The 19598-nt window shown below is 64.6% G+C and carries 21 protein-coding genes and 1 riboswitch; of the genes, 12 read left to right on the top strand and 9 right to left on the bottom strand.

Annotation, left to right across the window (positions count from 1 at the left end):
* Window positions 1–265: 265 nt before the first annotated feature.
* A complete protein-coding gene (locus H9639_RS15680; RefSeq protein ID WP_191809011.1) occupies window positions 266–1735 on the bottom strand; it encodes a glutamate--cysteine ligase in 1470 nt (489 codons plus the stop codon).
* Window positions 1736–1905: 170 nt separating this feature from the next.
* Here H9639_RS15680 and H9639_RS15675 point away from each other — a divergent pair, with 170 nt between their 5' ends.
* On the top strand, window positions 1906–2100 hold the full coding sequence (locus H9639_RS15675; protein WP_191809010.1) for a hypothetical protein: 195 nt from the start codon (window positions 1906–1908) through the stop codon (window positions 2098–2100).
* A 95-nt stretch (window positions 2101–2195) separates the two neighbouring features.
* Here the strand turns inward: H9639_RS15675 and H9639_RS15670 are convergent, their stop codons facing one another.
* From H9639_RS15670 to purU, 5 genes are all read right to left on the bottom strand, one after another.
* Window positions 2196–3320, bottom strand: coding sequence for a Gfo/Idh/MocA family protein (locus tag H9639_RS15670; RefSeq protein WP_191809009.1), 1125 nt, complete (start codon window positions 3318–3320; stop codon window positions 2196–2198).
* Window positions 3321–3430: 110 nt separating this feature from the next.
* Window positions 3431–4750, bottom strand: a complete 1320-nt coding sequence (locus H9639_RS15665) for an MFS transporter (RefSeq protein ID WP_191809008.1) — start codon at window positions 4748–4750, stop codon at window positions 3431–3433.
* 1 nt (window position 4751) lies between these two features.
* On the bottom strand, window positions 4752–5408 hold the full coding sequence (locus H9639_RS15660) for a winged helix-turn-helix domain-containing protein (protein ID WP_225219691.1): 657 nt from the start codon (window positions 5406–5408) through the stop codon (window positions 4752–4754).
* A 72-nt stretch (window positions 5409–5480) separates the two neighbouring features.
* On the bottom strand, window positions 5481–6005 hold the full coding sequence (locus tag H9639_RS15655; RefSeq protein WP_191809006.1) for a gamma carbonic anhydrase family protein: 525 nt from the start codon (window positions 6003–6005) through the stop codon (window positions 5481–5483).
* Window positions 6006–6044: 39 nt separating this feature from the next.
* Window positions 6045–6920, bottom strand: coding sequence for a formyltetrahydrofolate deformylase (purU, locus tag H9639_RS15650; RefSeq protein WP_225219713.1), 876 nt, complete (start codon window positions 6918–6920; stop codon window positions 6045–6047).
* A gap of 69 nt (window positions 6921–6989) precedes the next feature.
* Between purU and H9639_RS15645 the strand changes: the two genes are divergently transcribed.
* The 6 genes from H9639_RS15645 to H9639_RS15620 all read left to right on the top strand — a co-directional run bounded on the left by H9639_RS15645 (window position 6990) and on the right by H9639_RS15620 (window position 12834).
* Window positions 6990–7577 (top strand): GNAT family N-acetyltransferase, encoded by a 588-nt coding sequence (locus H9639_RS15645; RefSeq protein ID WP_191809004.1) that lies wholly within the window; start codon window positions 6990–6992, stop codon window positions 7575–7577.
* Window positions 7578–7579: 2 nt separating this feature from the next.
* Window positions 7580–7669: riboswitch (ZMP/ZTP riboswitch) on the top strand.
* A gap of 52 nt (window positions 7670–7721) precedes the next feature.
* A complete protein-coding gene (gene glyA / locus H9639_RS15640) occupies window positions 7722–9038 on the top strand; it encodes a serine hydroxymethyltransferase (protein ID WP_404799773.1) in 1317 nt (438 codons plus the stop codon).
* A gap of 50 nt (window positions 9039–9088) precedes the next feature.
* Window positions 9089–9991, top strand: a complete 903-nt coding sequence (locus H9639_RS15635; protein WP_191809130.1) for a bifunctional methylenetetrahydrofolate dehydrogenase/methenyltetrahydrofolate cyclohydrolase — start codon at window positions 9089–9091, stop codon at window positions 9989–9991.
* Window positions 9992–10107: 116 nt separating this feature from the next.
* Window positions 10108–11067: an ABC transporter ATP-binding protein gene (locus H9639_RS15630; RefSeq protein ID WP_404799772.1), complete on the top strand. Its 960-nt coding sequence runs from the start codon at window positions 10108–10110 to the stop codon at window positions 11065–11067.
* On the top strand, window positions 11060–11932 hold the full coding sequence (locus H9639_RS15625; RefSeq protein ID WP_225219690.1) for an ABC transporter permease: 873 nt from the start codon (window positions 11060–11062) through the stop codon (window positions 11930–11932). The genes H9639_RS15630 and H9639_RS15625 overlap by 8 nt, the downstream gene beginning before the upstream one ends.
* A 98-nt stretch (window positions 11933–12030) precedes the next feature.
* Window positions 12031–12834 (top strand): ABC transporter permease, encoded by an 804-nt coding sequence (locus tag H9639_RS15620; protein ID WP_191809128.1) that lies wholly within the window; start codon window positions 12031–12033, stop codon window positions 12832–12834.
* Between the two features lie 13 nt (window positions 12835–12847).
* Here the strand turns inward: H9639_RS15620 and H9639_RS15615 are convergent, their stop codons facing one another.
* Both H9639_RS15615 and H9639_RS15610 read right to left on the bottom strand, forming a co-directional pair.
* Window positions 12848–13513, bottom strand: coding sequence for a response regulator (locus tag H9639_RS15615; protein WP_191809001.1), 666 nt, complete (start codon window positions 13511–13513; stop codon window positions 12848–12850).
* Complete coding sequence (locus tag H9639_RS15610; protein ID WP_191809000.1) at window positions 13510–14832, bottom strand: sensor histidine kinase; 1323 nt, start codon at window positions 14830–14832, stop codon at window positions 13510–13512. The genes H9639_RS15615 and H9639_RS15610 overlap by 4 nt, the downstream gene beginning before the upstream one ends.
* Before the next feature lie 125 nt (window positions 14833–14957).
* Here H9639_RS15610 and H9639_RS15605 point away from each other — a divergent pair, with 125 nt between their 5' ends.
* Complete coding sequence (locus tag H9639_RS15605; RefSeq protein ID WP_191808999.1) at window positions 14958–15800, top strand: GAP family protein; 843 nt, start codon at window positions 14958–14960, stop codon at window positions 15798–15800.
* A 28-nt stretch (window positions 15801–15828) separates the two neighbouring features.
* Here the strand turns inward: H9639_RS15605 and H9639_RS15600 are convergent, their stop codons facing one another.
* Window positions 15829–16347: an O-acetyl-ADP-ribose deacetylase gene (locus H9639_RS15600; protein WP_191808998.1), complete on the bottom strand. Its 519-nt coding sequence runs from the start codon at window positions 16345–16347 to the stop codon at window positions 15829–15831.
* A 137-nt stretch (window positions 16348–16484) separates the two neighbouring features.
* Between H9639_RS15600 and H9639_RS15595 the strand changes: the two genes are divergently transcribed.
* The 4 genes from H9639_RS15595 (at window position 16485) to H9639_RS15580 (ending at window position 19583) form a co-directional block, all read left to right on the top strand.
* Window positions 16485–16997, top strand: a complete 513-nt coding sequence (locus tag H9639_RS15595; RefSeq protein ID WP_191808997.1) for a hypothetical protein — start codon at window positions 16485–16487, stop codon at window positions 16995–16997.
* 96 nt (window positions 16998–17093) lie between these two features.
* Window positions 17094–17942: an exodeoxyribonuclease III gene (locus H9639_RS15590; RefSeq protein ID WP_191809127.1), complete on the top strand. Its 849-nt coding sequence runs from the start codon at window positions 17094–17096 to the stop codon at window positions 17940–17942.
* A 13-nt stretch (window positions 17943–17955) separates the two neighbouring features.
* Window positions 17956–18996, top strand: coding sequence for a tryptophan--tRNA ligase (trpS, locus tag H9639_RS15585; RefSeq protein WP_191808996.1), 1041 nt, complete (start codon window positions 17956–17958; stop codon window positions 18994–18996).
* Window positions 18997–19001: 5 nt separating this feature from the next.
* The gene (locus tag H9639_RS15580) at window positions 19002–19583 is read left to right on the top strand and encodes a 2'-5' RNA ligase family protein (RefSeq protein ID WP_191808995.1); all 582 of its coding nucleotides are present in this window, start codon (window positions 19002–19004) and stop codon (window positions 19581–19583) included.
* Window positions 19584–19598: the final 15 nt, after the last annotated feature.

Here is a 19598-nt window from a genome sequence, read left to right as displayed (position 1 = left end):
TTTCACCGTCCCGCCGGTGCGGGCGGTTGTGTGCGTCACTGACAGAAATGAAAAACCAGAATGAAAAAATGAAGGGTTCAAACTTGAGCCAACCTCGCTCAAGATGAAATTAGATTAGCACTCTCACTTGGAGAGTGCCAGCCATCACGTCGAAAACTGCTCCGGTTTTTCCAACTTTCGTTCCGTCCAGGTGCATGCCCTCCGTGGCAGAACCCAGGTTGCATCCCTGCCCTGGTCAGCGGCCACAGATGCACCGTTTCTCTGCCTAGTCGAGCGGCCACAGATGCACCGGCTCATTGCTGTGCATATGGTGCCAGTACTGTCTGGTCATCTCGGAGAGCGCTGCGGGCCTGCTGAAACCCGCGGCCTCCAGTTTTCCCAGCAGTGCGATCTGCCAGGAGGCACCGTTCTGTTCACTGCGCGCCCGTTCCCCGATGACGCCGAGGTACCGGGCGATGCAGGCTTCATCCACACCAAGTTCCTGCAATCCCTCCGCTGCCAGGGGGACCAGATGCCGGACCACGAGCTCCGCCACCGGAATATCACCGATACCCGGCCAGTAGACCGATGCATCCAGACCCAGGCGGGAACATGCCAGAAAATTATCCGTGGCCGTTTTGAATGCCATCCGGGTCCACAATGGACGGTCAGCCGTGCGCAGGGTGTGAAGCAGGCCGTAGAAGAACGCGGCGTTGGCGGTGACATCCAGGACCGTGGGCCCGGCAGGCAGGGCGCGGTTTTCCAGCCGCAGGTTCGGGGTGTGGGTGCCGGGATCGTAGATGGGCCGGTTCCAGCGGTAGACAGTGCCGTTGTGCAGACGAAGTTCCGGCAGCAGCGGGGCACCTGATGAGGTGGATCCGGAACCCGAACTGGAAACCTCTGGCAGCAGGGCCGGGAAATAGCGGACGTTCTCCTCAAAAAGATCGAACATGGAGGTGATCCAGCGTTCACCGAACCAGACCCTCGGCCGGACACCTTGATTCCGCATTTCCGGCGGCCGGGTATCGATGGCTTGCTTGAACAGTTCAATACGCGTTTCCTGCCACAGAACCCGCTCCATAAAAACGGGGGAGTTTGCGGCCAGGGCTACCTGCGGACCGGCAATGAGCTGAGCCGCATTCCAGGCGGGAGCGAAGTCAGCAGGGCTGACTTCCAGATGCAGCTGCAGCGACGTACAGGCAGCCTCTGGAGCGATGTTCGCGGCATAGAGGGACAGCGTTTCCACTCCGGCGAGGGACAGATGAACGTCCTCGCCCCTGGCCTGCAGGACCGAGGTGTTCAAGGCCGCGTACCGCACCCCGGAGCTGATCCAGGCATCTCCGTCGAGCACGGAGGGAGTCAGGGTGGGGAGGATGCCCACCATCAGGATGTTTGCTTCGGCCTTCGCTGCCAGCTCGTCGGCCCGGTTCAGCTGGCGCCGAAGGCTCTCCTCCAGGTCTCTCAGCCCCGCGCCCCGGATGGAAAGCGCGGGATGGTTCATCTCGATGTTGAAGGCACCCATCTCGGTCTGGAACGCCGGATCGGCAATCTGTTCCAGGACAGAGGCATTGCGCAGGGCGGGAGTGAAGTCGTCATTGGTCAGGTTAAGTTCAAGCTCGACGCCGATGGTTGCCGAATCAGCGAAGTCAGCAGTGCCGAGGAAGCCGGCAAACGTATCCAGGTTTTCCAGCAGCCGGGCACGGTAGCGGGTCCGCTGTTCGCGGCTGAAGGACTTGGAGGAGACTTCTGCGCCCATGGATGAAGGAAACCACGGCTGCGGGATGTTGTATAGCCTGCCGGGGCCTGGGTCTGGCTTGATTTGTCCGGGGACTGTTCTGGGGCAGGTTCGTGTGCCTACCCTCGTGGAAGGGGAGCAGAGGGGAGGCCTCTTGAGGCCTCCCGCCACGTCACTGTAAGGAGCCAAAGATGCAGATCGGAAAGCAGCAGATCATCGACTTCCTGAAAAGCAAGGGCAGCAATGAACAGGCCAGCCAGGCTGAGTCCGAATTGCCGGACCAGGTGGACACGGACAAGGACTCGGGCCTCCTGAGCAAATTTGGAATCAACCCGCAGGATCTGATCGGTAAGTTCTCCGGCGGTCTTGGCGGACTGGGCGGGTAACACCCACCCACAAAGAAACCAGCCCCCGTAAACCGCAGCGGGAAGTAAACTACAGCGGGAAAACTGACCGGAGTCGAGACTGACCGGAGCCGAACCTAAGCGGAGCCGGGGAGCTTGCTCAGGGTATGCAGCGCAGGCGGGAGGGCGTCGTCGTTGGGGTAATGAACGCCCAGCTGTGCCCGCACCTCGTCAAAGAGCTGCATGGTCTTGAGCGAATCCGCCCACGGCATGGTGGGGCTCTCATGCAGCCCTTCCTGAATGCAGCGGGTGACTTCCCGGAGCTCGTAGGTGTAGCCGTTACCCACCTGCTGGAAACGTTCCATCCGTGCCTCGCCCAGATGCTGCTGGATATGCAGTTCCACGGGGTTGTGCAGCGGCGCCCCGGTGCGGACCCAGCCCTCACTCCCGGAGATCGTCGCCGTGCGGGGGCCGGAGGACAGCAGGGATGAGGTCAGCTGGGCGTGGGCACCGGAAGCGTAATTCAGGGTCAGGGCGTTCTGGGTGTCTACACCGTCCTGGTTCACGGACCCAGTGGCCCGCACACTCTGCGGGAAGCCCAGCGCCCCGACGGCGAGCGTCAGGGGATAGACCGCGAGATCCAGGAGTGCCCCTCCGCCGGCTGCCGGATCCCACAACCGGCTTGCCGGATCGTAGGGTGCCGGGAAACCAAGATCGGCCTGCACCCAGTGGATGGTGCCCAGTTCGCCGCTGGACAGAATTTCCCACAGCCGGTTGATGCAGGGGAGGAACCGGGTCCAGACCGCTTCCATAAGGAACACCCCGTTGTGGGCGGCGACCTCCAGCAGGTCGGCCAGCTCGGCGGCGTTGATCGTGATCGACTTTTCGCAGAGCACGTGTTTGCCGGCTTCGAGCGCTTCCCGGGTCAGCTCGTAGTGCTGGGCATGCGGAGAGGCAATGTAGACGACGTCGACGTCCGGATCATCGAAAAGCTGGCGGTAGCCTTTCCCCCGGACCGGGTCGTCGAAGTAACTGGCCGCGAACCCGAAGCGGTCTGCGAAGTCCACCGCCGTTCCCTCAGAGCGCGAACTGACGGCCTGCAGGACAGCATCCTCGAGGCGGGCGATGTCCTCGGTGACCCGGCCGGCGATGTGCCCGGTGGCTACGACACCCCATCTCAGGATGCGGCCGGTGGCCTGGACCGGGCTGGGCGCCCCTTGAAGGACACACGGCGGTGTGTGAATGTACTGCGGGGCGCTCATAGTCCTCGGCTCTCAATCAGTGGCTTAATCAGTGGCTTGGCCAGCTAGTGTCTCGGCAATAGAACTACCTTATGGTCCGCGGGACCTGCTGCCCAGTCCCTGCGGATTACTCAATGCCGGCCGGGTCCGCCGCCTGGGCCGCCGGCCCCCCGCGTCTGCACGGATGAGCGGCGCAGCAGGAGCGGAAGAGCTCCTGCCAGGCAGACAACGCTCGTGGTGATGATGAGGGCCCGGTAATCGATCGAGCTGATCAGCGCCGCTGCGATCATGTTGGCTCCGACTTGGGGAACGTTTATGAGCATGCTGGTTGCGGCTGAGGTTCGCCCTTGCAGGCGGGCGGGACTTTCGGTTTGGCGCAGGGTGATGAAAGCAATGACTGTCCATGTGACGCCGAGTCCCGTCAGGACGGAACCCGTCAAGACGACAGGCACGGACGGTATGGCAGATGCCAGGACAGCGGCGGCGAGCAGTGCCACTCCGAGGATGATGACGGTGCGGATACCGAATTTTCGGATGAGGATGCTGGCGGTGAACCCTCCGGCGATAGCCATGGCGCCTTGGACGCTGACCAGCACGCTAAGGAATTCGGGTGGCATGCCAAGGCCTTGCTCTACGGTAGCGAAAATAGTGACGTTCAGGATGCCGGTGGCGCCGATGGCGATGCTGAGGCAGAGCATGGCTGGTGCCAGGAGCTGATGGTGGGCCAGGAAACGCAGGCCGGCCGTTGTGCTCTGCCAGAAATTATCTTCGGCTTCCGCACCGGGGTCGGATTCCTGAACTTTTAGCGTTATGAGGATCAGAGCCGTCACGACAAAGCAGAGGCTGGTCAGCAGTACTACCGCCTGCATACCCCAGAGGCTGAGCATGCCTGCACCGATGAGCGGAGAAATAATCCGCAATCCCTGATTGACGCTGCTCAGGAGCCCATTGGCTGGTGCGAGAAGACGGTCAGTAAGCATATCGCGCAGCAGGCCGGATTGGGCTGCAGTAGTCACGTAGTTCGATGTCGCGTAGGTGAAAATGACGACGTAGACCAGCCAGAGGTGGGCGGATGTCTGGACGAAAAGAAGAACCAGTACAACGGTTGCCGAGCAGAAGTTGTTGATTACCAGCAGTGGTTTTCGCCGGAACCGGTCTGCAAGCTGACCTATCAGGGGCGCCAGGAGCGCCGGGAGGCCGAGTGCCACGAACACAAGTCCAGCTGCCGCATCGCTTCCGGTGAGCTGCTTGACCCAGATGGCCGCCGTCAGGAAGAGAGCCGAGTTGCCGAAGTTGGTGAATACCCAGGCCAGGGTGAGACCGCGGAAGGCTGGGACCCTCAACGCGTCGCGGTTTGTGCCGATGCCGTTTGCTTCCGGTCCCAGTGCCTTGGCCGCCGTCGGGCTAGGAGCGGGTACCGGGTGCTCTGAGCCCGTACTTCCGGCTGCCACCTCAGCCCGCTTCCCGATTGGCTTCGTGCACCGGCTGGTCCGGGTCAATATTGACCACGGCGAAGAGCTGTACGGGCACCGACCCTTCCGGCCACAGCTCCGGATGGTTCCGCCGTCCGTCGAAACGACGGGCTAGTTCCCAGACCTCTTCCCGGAACTGGCGGATCTCCTCATGGGTCGCATAGAACCGTGAGCTCGTAATGGTGGAGACATCGATGTCTTCCACCGGCAGTTCAGAAGCACGCTGCAGCCACGACTGAACGCGGTCCAGCTGACGATGGACGAACATACTCGCCATCGCAGACACAGCGTGCACGGACCCCGGCGCATTCCGGTCGATGACGGAAGATCGGCCGTGTGAAACGACCTTCCACGGTTTTTCCCGCCCTTGCTGGTCAGCCTGCTCGATGTATCCATGTTTAGCCAGCATGCGCAGATGGTAGGAGCAGCTCGCGACGGACTCACCGGTCGCCGCTGCGCATTCCGTCGCGGTGGCTTGCCCTGCGTCGTCCAGATAGTCGAGGAGTTCCAAGCGGACGGGGTGGGCAAGTGCACGAATCCGAATGGGATCACTAATGACCTGCTCGCTGGATGGGCCACGATAAGTGACACCTTCGGGCGGCAGTGGGGCTGAGGAGCCAGATTGTTCCGGTGACATTGCTAAAGCATTCTTGATAAAGAAGTCTTTAGCAAGGGTCCTTTAGGAAACAATTTCGCCGATGGGCGAGGTTTAGAGTGTCTGCACGGCTTCCCGGTGGGCGGCAGCCGTCTCCAGATAATGTTCGGCATTGCGCTGAACCGAGGCGAACTCCTCATCGGTGAGCGCACGCCGGACCTTGGCAGGCACACCGGCCACGAGGGAGCGCGGCGGAACCTGGGTGCCCTCGAGGACCACTGCCCCGGCAGCCACCAGCGAACCGGCGCCGATCACGGCTCCGTTCATGATGGTGGCACTCATGCCAATCAGACAGTCATCTTCGACGGTGCAGCCGTGGACGACGGCGTTGTGTCCAACGCTGACCCGCTCACCGACAGTCGTGGGAAAACCCGGATCGGCATGCAGCACCACGTTGTCCTGCAGATTCGTTCCCGCCCCGACCCGGATCGAGTTGGAGTCGCCCCGGACACACACGCCGTAGAAGGCGCTGGCACCCGCGCCGAGTTCGACGTCGCCAATCAGCGACGCCGTTGGAGCCAGGAACACGCTGGAATCAGTGACGGGTGTTTTTCCGCGGAGGGTAACTATGTGAGCCATGCGACAACTGTAACGGGCCGCCGGCGGGCCGGCTGAACCCTAGTTGAAGACGATAGTGCGTCCGCCGTCGAGCAGGACCCGGTGCTCGGCATGCCACTGGACGGCTTTGACCAGGGTCCGTCCCTCGACTCCCGCGCCCAGCGCAGCAAGGCGGGCAGCGGTGCGGGAGTGATCCACCCGGATGACTTCCTGCTCAATGATCGGCCCTTCGTCAAGGTCCGCGGTGACATAGTGCGCCGTCGCGCCGATCAGCTTCACACCGCGGGTGTGGGCCTGGTGATAGGGACGCGCACCCTTGAAGGAGGGCAGGAAGGAATGGTGGATGTTGATGGCACGCCCGGACAGGTCGCTGCACAGCTCATTGCTGAGGATCTGCATGTAGCGGGCCAGGACAACCAGTTCAATGTCCAGGTCCTGCATCAGGGAGCGGAGCTGGTCTTCGGCGGCCGCTTTGGTGTCCGCGGTGACCGGGATGTGGTGGAACGGCACACCGTAGAACTCCGCCAGGCCAGCCAGGTCCTTGTGATTCGAGACGATTGCCGGAATCTCGATCGGCAGGTTGCCGGCCCGCTGCTGGAACAACAGGTCATTGAGGCAGTGCCCGTCCTTGGACGCCATGATCAGGGTCCGGACCGGAACCCCCGCACGGTGCAGCTCCCACTCCATGCCAAAGGCTTCCGCTACCGGTTCCAGGGGAGCGCGTGTTTCCTCGTAGGAGCCCGGTGCGGTGAAATCCACCCGCATAAAGAAGGATCCGGTGTCCGGACTGCCGTACTGCTGTGATTCGGTAATGTTTCCCGCTGCGGCCGCCAGGGCCCCGGAAACGGCATGCACGATTCCCGGACGGTCCGGACAGGACAGCGTCAGCGTGTAGGAAGCAGGTCGGGAATTGGCGGCTGAGTCGGTTGCCGGCAGTCCGGCGGAAGCATTTACGGTCACCCTGACTAGGTTACCGCCCGGGAGGGCCTGGCCTACGCTGGGTGAATGGACGTTACTTTCGCCCCGCTGTCGGACAAGGATGAGGAAGAGCTGGTCCGGTTCCTGACCACCAACCGCTTTCCTTACCATCTCATCACCGAGCCGTCCGAAGACCTGGTCCGCCGGTTGCTGCTTGAAGGCCGGTTCGATTCCGACGGCGTGCGCACTTTCTGGGTCTTTGGCGAAAACCAGCGCCTGGGCCTGGTGATCCTGGAGGACCTCGAAAGCGACTGTGCTGTTTTTGACCTGCGGCTGGTCGAGCAGCACCGGGGCGAAGGCAAGGGAGTTCCGGTGCTGCAGGCGCTCACCGGAAGAGTCTTTACGGACTACCCCCATCTGCGCCGCCTCGCGGGGAAAACCCGGGAGGACAACATTGCCATGCGCAAAACGCTGCTGCGCTCCGGATTCGTTAAGGAGTCCCACCTCCGCGAAGACTGGCCGCTGGATGACGGGCGGCGGATTGCATCTGTCACCTACGGGCGCCTGCGGACGGACTGGGAATCCGGCGGCGTCACCGATTTCCGCTGGGAAGACCTCACCTCGCCGGCCCCCGGACCGGCCCGGGCGCCCGGTGAGGGGCCAGCTGCGCGGTAATATGGTTTCGTCGCGACTGGCGTTGGGTGGGTAACCACCAGGAAGCGGCACAAGCAAGGCCAAACCACGGATCGCACGCCTGGGCCGGGGTCACGTAGTCATCTGTCTGTCATGCCCGGAAATCGGGAGCGCCCGGCAGGTAGCCTGACCTATAGCCATCTTTCCCAGGAGATCCACGTGAAACTTTCCACCCAGCCCGTCACCAACGCACCCCTCTCGGAGGTAGATCCCGAGATCGCCGCCGTCCTCGAGGGTGAACTCTCCCGCCAGCGGAACACGCTGGAAATGATCGCGTCAGAGAACTTCGCGCCGCGCGCCGTCCTCGAAGCGCAGGGATCGGTTCTGACCAACAAATACGCTGAGGGCTACCCGGGCCGCCGCTACTACGGCGGCTGCGAACAGGTCGACGTCGCCGAGAACCTGGCTATCGAACGGGTCAAGGCACTCTTCGGTGCTGAGTTCGCCAACGTTCAGCCGCACTCGGGAGCCCAGGCCAACGCCGCTGCCCTCGCCGCGCTGATCAAGCCGGGGGACAAGATTATGGGCCTGAACCTGGCCCACGGCGGTCACCTGACCCACGGCATGAAGCTGAACTTCTCCGGGAAGCTCTACGAAGTTGCAGCCTACGGGGTGGATGAGAACACGTACCGCGTGGACATGGACAAGGTCCGCGAGCAGGCCCTGGCGGAACGTCCGCAGGTCATCATCGCCGGCTGGTCAGCGTACCCGCGTCAGCTGGACTTCGCTGCGTTCCGCTCCATCGCGGATGAGGTCGGAGCTTACCTGTGGACGGACATGGCTCACTTCGCCGGTCTGGTGGCCGCGGGCCTGCACCCGAGCCCGGTTCCGTACTCCGACGTCGTCACCTCCACTGTCCACAAGACCCTGGCAGGTCCGCGCTCCGGCATGATTCTGGCCAAGGAGGAATTCGGCAAGAAGCTCAACTCCAGCGTGTTCCCGGGCCAGCAGGGCGGACCGCTGATGCACGTTATTGCGGCCAAGGCCGTCGCCTTCAAGGTGGCCGGCTCCGAGGAGTTCCGCGAACGCCAGGAACGCGTCCTGGAAGGCGCCCGGATCATCGCAGACCGGCTGACCGCTCCGGATGTGGCCGAACACGGCGTTTCCGTCCTGACCGGCGGCACCGACGTGCACCTGATTCTGGTGGACCTGCGCAACTCGGTGCTGGACGGCAAGCAGGCCGAAGACCTGCTGCACTCGGTCGGTATCACCGTGAACCGTAACTCCATTCCGTTTGATCCCCGCCCGCCCATGGTCACCTCCGGCCTCCGCATCGGAACCCCTGCCCTGGCCACCCGCGGTTTCGGCGCGAAGGAGTTCACCGAGGTCGCGGAGATCATCGCCGCAGCGCTGAAGCCGTCCCCCGACGCTGAGGACCTGCGCCGCCGCGTCTCGGTCCTGGCCGAGAACTTCCCGCTGTACTCCGGACAGGAAGAATGGTGAGCATGGAACAGGGAACGAACATGGTAGGCAACGTTGAGGCACCCGAAGAGATGCCGGAAACCGCACAGCGCCTCGACGGCCTGAAGGCAGCCCGGGAAATCAAGGAGGAACTGGCCAAACGGATCCAGGTCCTGGTGGACGAGCACGGCATCACACCCGGACTCGGAACCGTGCTGGTGGGAGACGATCCGGCCAGCCACTCCTACGTGGGCGGCAAGCACAAGGACTGCGCCCAGGTGGGCATCAACTCCATCCGGCGGGACCTGCCGGAGGACATCAGCCAGGAAGACCTGGAAAAGGTCATCGACGAGCTGAATGCCGATCCGGCGACCACCGGCTACATTGTGCAGCTGCCCCTGCCCAAGCACATTGACACCAACCGGATCCTCGAGCGGATCGCGCCCGAAAAGGACGCAGACGGCCTGCATCCGGTGAACCTCGGACGCCTGGTGCTCAACGTCTCTGATGCGATGACCTCGCCGCTGCCCTGCACACCGCACGGCATTGTGCAGCTGCTGGTCCGGAACGGCATCAGCCTCAACGGCAAGAACGTGCTGGTTGTGGGCCGCGGCGTCACGGTTGGCCGCCCGCTGGGACTGCTGCTGACCCGCCGTCCGATCAATGCGACGGTCACGCTCGCCCACACGGGCACGGTGAACCTCCCCGAACTGCTGCGGGAAGCCGATGTCGTTGTGGCCGCGGCAGGGTTCCCCGGCATGATCAAGGCCGCCGAGCTGAAGCCCGGGGCGATTGTCCTGGATGTGGGCGTCACCCGCGTCACCGACCCGGAAACCGGTAAAACAACGCTGATGGGCGACGTGGAAAAGGACGCTGCCTCCGTTGCGTCCTGGATCTCACCGAACCCGGGCGGGGTTGGTCCGATGACCCGGGCCATGCTCCTGGCCAACGTGGTGGAAGCCGCTGAACGCCAGGCCGGAATCCTGGCGGAATAAGCCGCCGGCACCCGTGCCCAGGCCCGTCCGCCATCAGGCGGGCGGGCCTTCGCCGTTCTCCGGCCGGCCTGCACCGGTCCTTGAGGTGCCTGCACTATGATTGCCGGGTGCCGCAGATCACAGTCTCCGCCCCGTCCGCCCAAAAGGCCTTCCAGGGACCCGTCATCACCGCCGCGAACCTGGCGAAATCCTACGGGGATTTCACCGCCGTCAACGGCATCAGCTTCGACGTTCCCGCGGGGGAGTCCTTCGGGCTGCTCGGGCCGAACGGTGCGGGCAAATCCACCACCATGAAGATGATCGGCGGTGTCTCCAAACGCACCTCGGGGGAACTGCGGATCATGGGGCTGGACCCGGACCGCAACGGCCCGGAAGTGCGGGCGCACCTGGGCGTGGTGCCCCAGCAGGACAACCTGGACGAAGAGCTGAGGGTGCGGGACAACCTCCTGGCCTACGGCCGCTATTTCGGCCTGCCCAAAAGCTACCTGCAGCCCAAGGCGGACGAACTGCTGGAATTCGCCCAGCTGACCGACAAAGCCAAGGCCCGCGTTGACGACCTCTCCGGCGGAATGAAACGCCGCCTCACCATCGCCCGCTCCCTGATCAACGATCCCAAGATCCTGCTGCTGGATGAGCCAACCACCGGGCTGGATCCACAGGCCCGGCATATTCTGTGGGACCGCCTGTTCCGACTCAAGGAAGCCGGCGTCACCCTGATCCTCACCACCCATTACATGGATGAAGCCGAGCAGCTGTGCGACCGCCTGATCGTGGTGGACAAGGGCGCCATCATGGCCGAAGGGTCCCCGGCGGCACTGATCCGGGAGTATTCCTCCCGGGAAGTGGTGGAACTGCGGTTCGGCTCCGAGCGCAACACCACCGTCGCAGCGGAACTGAACGGAATCGGCGAGCGGATCGAGACACTGCCGGACCGCGTCCTGATCTACGCGGAGAACGGCGAGCATGCGCTGGAGGCAGTCGGCGCGCGCGGGCTGCATCCCCTCACCTCGCTGGTCCGCCGCTCCTCCCTGGAGGACGTCTTCCTTCGGCTGACGGGCAGGAGCCTCGTTGACTGAGCAGCAGACCCACGCGGTGCTGGGGCTGCGCTCACCCCTGACACCCGAAGAAACAGCGCGCCGTGCCCGGAGGTACGGCGCCGTCTACTACGCCGAACACTGGCTGCGCCGGATGCGCGGTTATGGCTGGACCGTGCTCGTCACCGCGGTCGGGACTCCGCTGGTCTACCTCTTCGGCATGGGAGTGGGGCTGGCCTCCCTGGTTGATACCGGGACCAATGCAGCGTTCGACGCCGGCAACGGCAGCTCGGTGTCCTACCTGCTGTTCGTGGGTCCGGCCCTGCTCGCCACGGCGGCGATCATGGTGTCCAGCGAAGAGAACACCTACACGGTGATGTCCGGATTCAAGTGGCAGCGGACCTACTACGGCCCCAACGCGTCTCCGCTCAGCAGTGCACAGCTGGTGGACGGGCACGTCCCGGGCCTGGGGGTCCGGCTGCTCATTACCTGCGGCGCCTACTTCGGCTTCCTGCTGCTCTTCGGAGCGGTGGGAAACCCCGCGACGGCCTGGCTGATGGTGCTGACAGCGATTGTGGGCGGGCTGGCCTTCGGATTGCCGCTGATGGCCTACAGCGCCTCGATCACCGAAGACCGGGGCCAATTCGCCATGGTGCAGCGCTTCATTGTGATGCCGCTGTTCCTGTTCTCCGGAACCTTCTTCCCCCTGGACACCCTGCCGCTGGTGATCCGCTGGATCGGCTGGGTTTCGCCGCTGTGGCATGCCTCCGAGCTGGGCCGAATGGTCAGCTACGGACTGGCAGAACCTGCAATCCTGACCGTTGTCCATGTGGCGTACCTGCTGCTCCTGGCCGTCGGCGGCTGGCTGCTGACCCGGCGCAACTTCACCCGGAGGCTGGGAAAATGAGCGCCGCTGGGAAAATGAACGCCGCACGCCACACCGGGAGCCCGGAGGACACCGTGGCCGAGCAGAAAAGGGAGGCCGCGCGCCAGAGCACAGCGGCCATGCCGCAGCCAAGGCAGCGTTTCCTGGGTTCCCTGTACGGCCGGAACATCCGGGCCGTCTTCGCCCGCGGGCTCAAAGCCACGTGGGGCACCAACTGGTCCATCATGATCAGCGGGTTCGTTGAACCCGTGCTGTACCTGCTGGCCATGGGCATCGGCCTGGGATCCCTCATCGGAACGGTGGCGGGACCCGGTGGAGAGCAGATCAGCTACGCGGCGTACATCGCACCGGCATTGCTCGCCGTCTCGGCCATGAACGGAGCCATTTACGACTCCACCATGAACGTGTTCTTCAAGCTCAACTTCGCCCGTTTGTACGAAGGCATGCTCGCCACATCCCTTGGCCCGGTGGACGTGGCCCTGGGCGAGATCCTCCTGGCCCTGCTGCGCGGCGGGATGTATGCCACCGGCTTCACAGCGGTCATGGCCGCCATGGGACTGGTGACGTCTCCGGCGTCGCTGCTGATGATTCCGGCGGCGGTGGTGATCGCCTTCGGCTTCGCCTCGATTGGCATGGCCATCACCAGCTACATGAAGACCTTCCAGCAGCTGGACTGGGTCAGCTTCGTTATGCTGCCGATGTTCCTGTTCTCCGCCACGTTCTATCCGCTGAGCGTCTACCCGCAGGGTATCGCGACGCTGATCCAGGCACTGCCGCTGTGGCACGGTGTGGAGATGCTGCGGCAGATCAACGCCGGGGCTTTGGGGCTTGATACCGCCGGACACCTGCTGTACTTCGTGGTGATGATCGCCTTTGGGCTGGTGGTCACCACCCGGCGGCTGGAAGCCCTGTTCCAGAAATAGACCGCACCGGCCGCTAGAGTGCCCGGGTCCGGGCCGCCAGCGCGGCCTGCAGCCTGGACTCGACGCCGAGCTTGGCCAGGACATGGGACACATGCGTTTTGACCGTCGTCTCAGAAATCCCCAGGCGGCTGGCAATCCGGACGTTGCTCAGCCCCTCGCCCAGGCAGTCCAGAACTTCGCTCTCCCGGCCGGTAAGTTCCACAGAATACGGAGCCACGGCAGCACCGGCGGCACCGGCTGCACCGGCGGCTGCGCGGCTGACAGCCGCCGCGACCAGCCGGCCGGCAACCTCGGGCGCAATCACCGTTCCGCCCTCGTGGACCCGGCGCAGCGCCGTCGTGATTTCTGCCGGCTCGGCGGTCTTCAACAGGAACCCCGCAGCTCCGGCGGCCAGAACACCAAAGAGGTAGGAGTCATGGTCGAACGTGGTCAGGGCAACCACCTTCACCAACCCGCCCGCGGTAATGGCAGCGGTTGCTTCCACCCCGTCCATCACCGGCATCCGCAGGTCCATGAGGACGACGTCGGGCTGTAGCGCCCGGGCCATGGAGACCGCCGTGGCGCCGTCGCCGGCCTCACCGACCACTTCGAATCCCGGGTCCACCTCAATGACCATCCGCATTCCCAGCCGGATCGCAGCGTGATCGTCCGCCAGCAGGACCCTGAGAGCTGCGCTCATGCCCCGGTACCCCCGGAGACTGCGGACCCGGAGCCGGCCGGGAAGGACAGCTGCCGGCTGTCTGCCGGGTTACCCGGGGCTGGCTCGCCGGGCGCGGCACTGGGCAGCAGAGTATCCGGCAGGACCGCCTCCACCGTCCAGCCGCTGCCGCGCGGCCCTGCCCATGCGTGTCCGCCCAGCTGTTCGGCCCTGGCCAACATGCTGGCGACGCCGGTTCCGGTGCCAATGTCACTCTCAGCTGCGGAAACGCCGCCGCTGGTTTCGGAAGCAGCGGCGCGGACTCCGGGACCGCCGTCGTCGTCAATTTCCAGCCGGACGCCGCCGGGCACGGGATCCAGTGTCATCCGGACGGCCGCTCCCGGGGCATGGCGGCCGGCGTTAACCAGCGCTTCCGTGACGATCCGGAAGAGGGCGGCCTGCACCGGGCCGGGCAGCCCGGTACCGCCGCCGGGCAGGCGGTTGATCCATTCGATCGCTGTCCCGGCCGCCCGGTGCCCTTCCACCACCGCGTTCAGATCGCCGGCGTTCCCGGCAAGCGGGCGGGGTTCGCCGGTGCTGAGCATGCGGATCATGCCGTTGAGCTCGGCCAATCCTTCCACGCTTTCCCGCCGCACGTGGGATAGCACTTCCCGCGCCAGTAACTTGTCAGGACTTTGCAGTGCCGCACCGGACTGCAGCGCAATCGCTGAAAGGCGCGAGGACAGGACATCGTGAAGTTCACGGGCCATGTCCTGGCGTTCGGCAGCCAGCGCCAGATCGTGCTCCCGGGAAGCCAGGCTGGCCTGGTCGCGGGCCGCCTGCCGGATTGCCACCGCGCGGGCGCTTTCGCTTTCTGCCAGCTGGCCAGCCTTGCGCAGGTTGCCTGCCCATTCCGCGGGAAGCAGCAGGATCATGGCAGTGAACAGGACAGCGACGACGCCGTCGCTAAGGTTCCGCGCCACGGCCCACGCCGCGATTCCGGAGGCGGCGCTCAGGACCAGCACCGTGATTTCGGCAGCCCTAGCCGCTTTGGCCGATCCAAAAAGCACCAGGGAAAAGACGGCTTCGAAGGCAAAGAAGTACCCGCCGGCGCTCCCGGCCAGCGCCAGGGCCAGGGCCGCAGCGGCACTGAGCGGCACCATCAGTACCGTTCGGCTGCGGCGCAGAACAACCGCACCGGCTCCGGCCACAGTAAGCAGCGGCCACCACGGAGTAAGCCAGGGCAGCATCGGTTCACTGGTCGCGGTGATATTGACCGACTGAAGCAGCCAGGCCAGCGCCGCGTAGCCCAGGGCCAGCACCACGTCCTCGCGTCGGATCCGGCCCGAAGAAGAGTTCATAGCTCCATCCTGAAGGCCCGGCCCACACTGGCCAAGCAAGCCGCACCAACCTGAGACGAAAGGATGAGGCCCCACTCCTCCCGATGCCGGATGCCGGGTGACGCGCCCCGGAGAAGAGTATGGAGATGACCTTGGAACTGATGGCCCAGTTGGGCATTCTCGCGCTCATTGACAGCACCAGCATCGGGACGCTTGTTATTCCGGTGTGGCTGCTCCTGCGCCCCGGTGCCCGCAGGAGCGCCGGGAAGGTGGCTGTCTACCTGGGGGCAGTCGGGGTGTTCTATTTCCTGGTGGGGCTGGTTCTGCTCTCCGGAGCCATGGGGATCGCCGATGCGCTGGGCAGCGGCAGCATCGGCTCCGTGCTGGAGCTGCCGGCGGTGCAGGCCGTGATGGTGGCGGCCGGAGCGGGCATGCTGATCTGGTCATTCAAGGATTCACTCGGCATGACCAAAGAGGCCTCGCTGCGTTCCGCGGGCAGCAATGCAGCTGCCGGAAGCTCAACCACCACCACCAGCGGTGGACATTCCGGGGCGCGGGGAGCAAAAGCGGCGGCAGCGGAGCGCTCCGCCGTCACCGAGCGGCGGTGGCAGCACCGGATCGGCAGGGCACTGGACAGCCGCGGCGGGCTGCTCGGCCTGGCCCTGCTCGCCGGACTGCTTGAGCTGCCAACCATGCTGCCCTATCTGGCGGCGGTAGGTCTGCTGACCGGTGCCGGCATTGAACTGCAGGCGTCGGCTGGAGCCTTGGGCCTGTACTGCCTGGTGATGCTGCTGCCGGCCGGACTCCTGCTCGGTGGCAGGCTGCTGCTGGGCCGGCTGCTGGATTCGCCGCTGGAACGGGTCGGTGCCTGGCTGTCGAAGGTCTCAGGGGAGGCCGTGCTGTGGGTGGTGGGAATTGTCGGCTTCCTGATCCTGCGGGCCGGACTGGCCGGACTCTTCCCCGGTGCCGCCTGGAACCCGTTCGGCTGACGCCCGCGGACCCAACGGGCCCGGCAGATCAGCCCGCGGCGTCCACGGCGGAGCGGAAGATCCGGGTCATGGCGTTGTTAAACAGGACGAACTCGACCGAGTCGACTCCGGTGCCCGGATGACTCCGGACGGTCCGCACCGCAATCTCCGCCACAGTCCCGGCATCCCACCCGTAGACACCGGCGCTGATGGCCGGGAACGCTACCGTGGCCGCTCCAAGGGACACGGCCACGTCCAGGCTGTTGCGAAACGCCGCTTCCAGCAGGCCGGGATCAGTCTGGCCCGCGTGCGCATTCGGCCCTACGGTATGGATGACCCAGCGCGCCGGCAGGGCAAAACCCTCGGTGGCAACGGCCTGGCCCACACCCAGCCCGTCCCGGTAGCTGCCTTCGCGCAGGGCACGGCAGGCCTGCAGAAGTTGAGGCCCGGCAGCCCGGTGGATAGCGCCGTCGACCCCGCCGCCCCCGAGCAGGGAGGAATTGGCGGCGTTGACGATGGCGTCCACCGGCCGCCGGGTGATGTCGCCGGTCACTATCCTGATCTCCATCGCACCAGCCTCCCAGCAGTGTCCCGTTCGCGGCAAACACCAGCCGGGGCAGTCGGCTCAAAGCCACCTTCCGGTTCCGGGTTTCGCCGTGGGGGTAAGCGGAATCGATCTCCACGAATTTTTGAGAGAATGGTTTCATGCAGTCCATCCCTCACGGCAAAACGCCGCCAGTATCCAGCCCCGGCAGGGGAATCAGCCGCAAGATGGCCACTATCGGCACCACTCTGATGGTGTTTGTGTTCATCGTGGCCGTGATCTTCGCCGCCAATGAGAACGACGTCGTTGGCTGGCTGGTGGTGATTATCTCCCTCGGATGGCTGCTCCTGTTCGCCTTTGTGGTCTTCAGTATCCGTGGCGCTGCCCGGAAGGCCGGCGTGAAGCTGGCCGAGGCCCAGGACTCGCTCAACCGGGCTGCGGGCGGGGCTCCGTCCGTCCAGGTGATGGATGAGGCAACCACCATGCGCGACCAGAAGCTGGACCACAGCTTCAAGATCATCCAGGTGCAGTCCAGGGTGATCCGGGAGAACCTCGGCAGCGACGAGGGCCAGGTGGAACGGGCGATCGAGACGATCGAAATCACCGCGCACAATGCCCGCGGAATGATGAAGAAGGACGACGGCGGGCCGGTCGAGGGCACGCTCGTCGACTGATCCGCGGATCACCCGCGCAGGCAGCATGCCCCTTGGCGGGCATGCCCGCCGAGATGAACCCGAAAGCTACCGAGGGGTATGGTTATTGGCGTGAGCATGGCATCTGCAGGGGAGCCCAGCCCCGCATCGGCACTGGGAACACTGAGAATCGCGACGGTTAACGTCAACGGCATCCGCGCCGCCTACAAGCGCGGCATGGCCGAATGGCTGGCCGGACGGGACATCGACATTCTCTGCCTGCAGGAGGTGCGTGCGCCGGACAAGATCGTCCGGGAGCTGCTCGGAGACGACTGGCACATCCTGCATGCCGAAGCCGAAGCGAAGGGACGCGCCGGTGTAGCCATCGCATCCCGGCAGGAGCCGGTTGCCGTGCGCGAACACATCGGCGAAGAGTACTTCGCGACGTCCGGACGCTGGGTGGAAGCAGACTTCAAGGTGCCGGTGGACGGCGAGGAGAAACTGCTGACGGTGGTCAGCGCCTACGTGCACTCGGGCGAAGCCGGAACCCCCAAACAGGAGGATAAGTACCGCTTCCTGGATGTGATGGCGGCGCGGCTTCCCGTACTGGCCGCCACCAGCGATTACGCGCTGATCGTCGGCGACCTGAACGTGGGTCACACCACCCTGGACATCAAGAACTGGAAGGGCAACGTCAAGCGCGCCGGCTTCCTGCCGGAGGAACGCGCCTACTTCGACCGTTTCCTCGGCGAGGAGATCGGCTACGTCGACGTCGCCCGGAAGCTTGCCGGCGAGGTCGCCGGGCCGTACACCTGGTGGTCCTGGCGAGGCCAGGCCTTCGACAACGACGCCGGTTGGCGCATTGATTACCACATGGCCACTCCCGGCCTGGCTGAGCGTGCCGTTCACGCCGTCGTCGACCGCGCCGCCACCTACGATGCCCGTTTCTCTGACCACGCCCCCGTTGTGGTCGACTACCAGTTCTAAGGTTTGAGAACAAATGACTGAAACACCCTCCACGCCGGCAGCCCGCCAGCGCATTCTCTCCGGCATGCAGCCCTCAGCAGACTCCCTCCACCTGGGCAACTACCTCGGCGCCCTGGTGAACTGGGTCCGGCTGCAGGAGCAGTACGACGCCTACTTCTTTATTCCCGATCTGCACGCCATTACGGTCCCGCAGGACCCCGAGGATCTGCGCAAACGAACCCGGGTCACCGCAGCGCAGTACATTGCCGGGGGAGTGGACCCGGACCGCGCAACCCTGTTCGTCCAGTCCCAGGTGCCCGAACACGCGCAGCTGGCGTGGGTGCTGAACTGCCTGACCGGTTTCGGCGAAGCCTCCCGGATGACCCAGTTCAAGGACAAGCAGCAGCGCTTCGGCGCCGATGCCGCGTCCGTGGGCCTGTTCACCTATCCGATCCTTCAGGTCGCTGACATCCTGCTTTACCAGCCCCACGGTGTGCCGGTCGGCGAAGACCAGCGTCAGCATATTGAGCTGAGCCGGGACCTGGCCAAGCGGTTCAACAGCCGCTATGGGGAGACCTTCGCGGTTCCGGAAGTCTTTATCCAGAAGGACTCGGCCAAGATCTACGATCTGCAGAATCCGGCTGCGAAGATGTCCAAGTCGGCGGCTTCGCCGGCGGGCCTGATCAACCTGCTGGACCCGGACAAGGTGATCGCCAAACGGATCAAGTCCGCTGTCACCGATGACGGCAGCGAAATCCGGTTTGACCGTGAGGCTAAGCCGGGAGTGTCCAACCTGCTCTCCATCTATTCCCTCATCACCGGACGAAGCATCGACACGCTGGTGAAGGAATACGAAGGCAAGATGTACGGACATCTGAAGGTCGACCTTGCCGAGGCTGTCACCGAGCACATCCGCCCCATCCGGGAACGCGCCCAGCAGCTGCTGGACGATCCGGCGGAACTGGACCGGCTGCTTGCGCATGGCGCTCTGAAAGCGCGGGAAACCGCGTCGGCTACACTGGCCGATGTGTACGAGAAGATCGGTTTCCTCCCACTGGGTTCCACCTCCCGCTAAACTTCATGGGCTACTCGAACTCGACGGTGCAGATTTCAACCGGTGCCACCCGCACCGGGAACGGCCGGACGCCTGAAACACCCTGTCAGGTCGGGATCGTTATACCCGTTCCGGAGCCCATGGCGTCCTTCCTCAAGCGGGCACGGGCGTCCTTCGGGGACCCCATGGCCTCCGTGATCCCGGCGCACATAACTTTGGTCACAACCACCCCGGCGACGGACTGGCTCTCGGCGCTGCGCCATGTCCGGCAGGTGACCGCAGCGCACCGTCCCTTCACTGTGACGCTGCGCGGAACGTCCACGTTCCGTCCGGTGACTCCCGTTGTGTATTTGAACGTGACGGACGGATTCGAGGAGTGCTCACGCCTGCACCGGGATCTCCAGCGCGGTCCTCTTGAGCACCAGACCCCCTATCCCTATCATCCGCACGTCACGGTGGCCCACGACGTCAGTGAGGCCGGCATGGATGAGGCCCTGACCTCGCTTAGCGGCTACGAGGCAGGTTTCCGGGTCGAGCGGATCGGTGTGTATGAACACGATCCCCAGGGCCTGTGGATTTTGCGCGAGGAACTGACGCTCGGGGGCTAGTGTCGAGGGCTGGTT

The sequence above is a fragment of the Arthrobacter gallicola genome, from assembly GCF_014836775.1.
GTDB lineage: Bacteria > Actinomycetota > Actinomycetes > Actinomycetales > Micrococcaceae > Arthrobacter_B > Arthrobacter_B gallicola.
The sequence above is the reverse complement of the archived record's forward strand: the minus strand, read 5'-3'. Positions and strand labels throughout refer to the sequence as shown.

Bases quoted from the DNA above. Each gene is read 5' to 3' on its own strand.
- H9639_RS15680 (WP_191809011.1), bottom strand. From the start codon at position 1,735: ATGGGCGCAGAAGTCTCCTCCAAGTCCTTCAGCCGCGAACAGCGGACC.
- H9639_RS15675 (WP_191809010.1), top strand. From the start codon at position 1,906: ATGCAGATCGGAAAGCAGCAGATCATCGACTTCCTGAAAAGCAAGGGC.
- H9639_RS15670 (WP_191809009.1), bottom strand. From the start codon at position 3,320: ATGAGCGCCCCGCAGTACATTCACACACCGCCGTGTGTCCTTCAAGGG.
- H9639_RS15660 (WP_225219691.1), bottom strand. From the start codon at position 5,408: ATGTCACCGGAACAATCTGGCTCCTCAGCCCCACTGCCGCCCGAAGGT.
- H9639_RS15655 (WP_191809006.1), bottom strand. From the start codon at position 6,005: ATGGCTCACATAGTTACCCTCCGCGGAAAAACACCCGTCACTGATTCC.
- H9639_RS15645 (WP_191809004.1), top strand. From the start codon at position 6,990: ATGGACGTTACTTTCGCCCCGCTGTCGGACAAGGATGAGGAAGAGCTG.
- H9639_RS15635 (WP_191809130.1), top strand. From the start codon at position 9,089: ATGCCGGAAACCGCACAGCGCCTCGACGGCCTGAAGGCAGCCCGGGAA.
- H9639_RS15620 (WP_191809128.1), top strand. From the start codon at position 12,031: ATGCCGCAGCCAAGGCAGCGTTTCCTGGGTTCCCTGTACGGCCGGAAC.
- H9639_RS15615 (WP_191809001.1), bottom strand. From the start codon at position 13,513: ATGAGCGCAGCTCTCAGGGTCCTGCTGGCGGACGATCACGCTGCGATC.
- H9639_RS15610 (WP_191809000.1), bottom strand. From the start codon at position 14,832: ATGAACTCTTCTTCGGGCCGGATCCGACGCGAGGACGTGGTGCTGGCC.
- H9639_RS15605 (WP_191808999.1), top strand. From the start codon at position 14,958: ATGACCTTGGAACTGATGGCCCAGTTGGGCATTCTCGCGCTCATTGAC.
- H9639_RS15600 (WP_191808998.1), bottom strand. From the start codon at position 16,347: ATGGAGATCAGGATAGTGACCGGCGACATCACCCGGCGGCCGGTGGAC.
- H9639_RS15595 (WP_191808997.1), top strand. From the start codon at position 16,485: ATGCAGTCCATCCCTCACGGCAAAACGCCGCCAGTATCCAGCCCCGGC.
- H9639_RS15590 (WP_191809127.1), top strand. From the start codon at position 17,094: ATGGCATCTGCAGGGGAGCCCAGCCCCGCATCGGCACTGGGAACACTG.
- trpS (WP_191808996.1), top strand. From the start codon at position 17,956: ATGACTGAAACACCCTCCACGCCGGCAGCCCGCCAGCGCATTCTCTCC.
- H9639_RS15580 (WP_191808995.1), top strand. From the start codon at position 19,002: ATGGGCTACTCGAACTCGACGGTGCAGATTTCAACCGGTGCCACCCGC.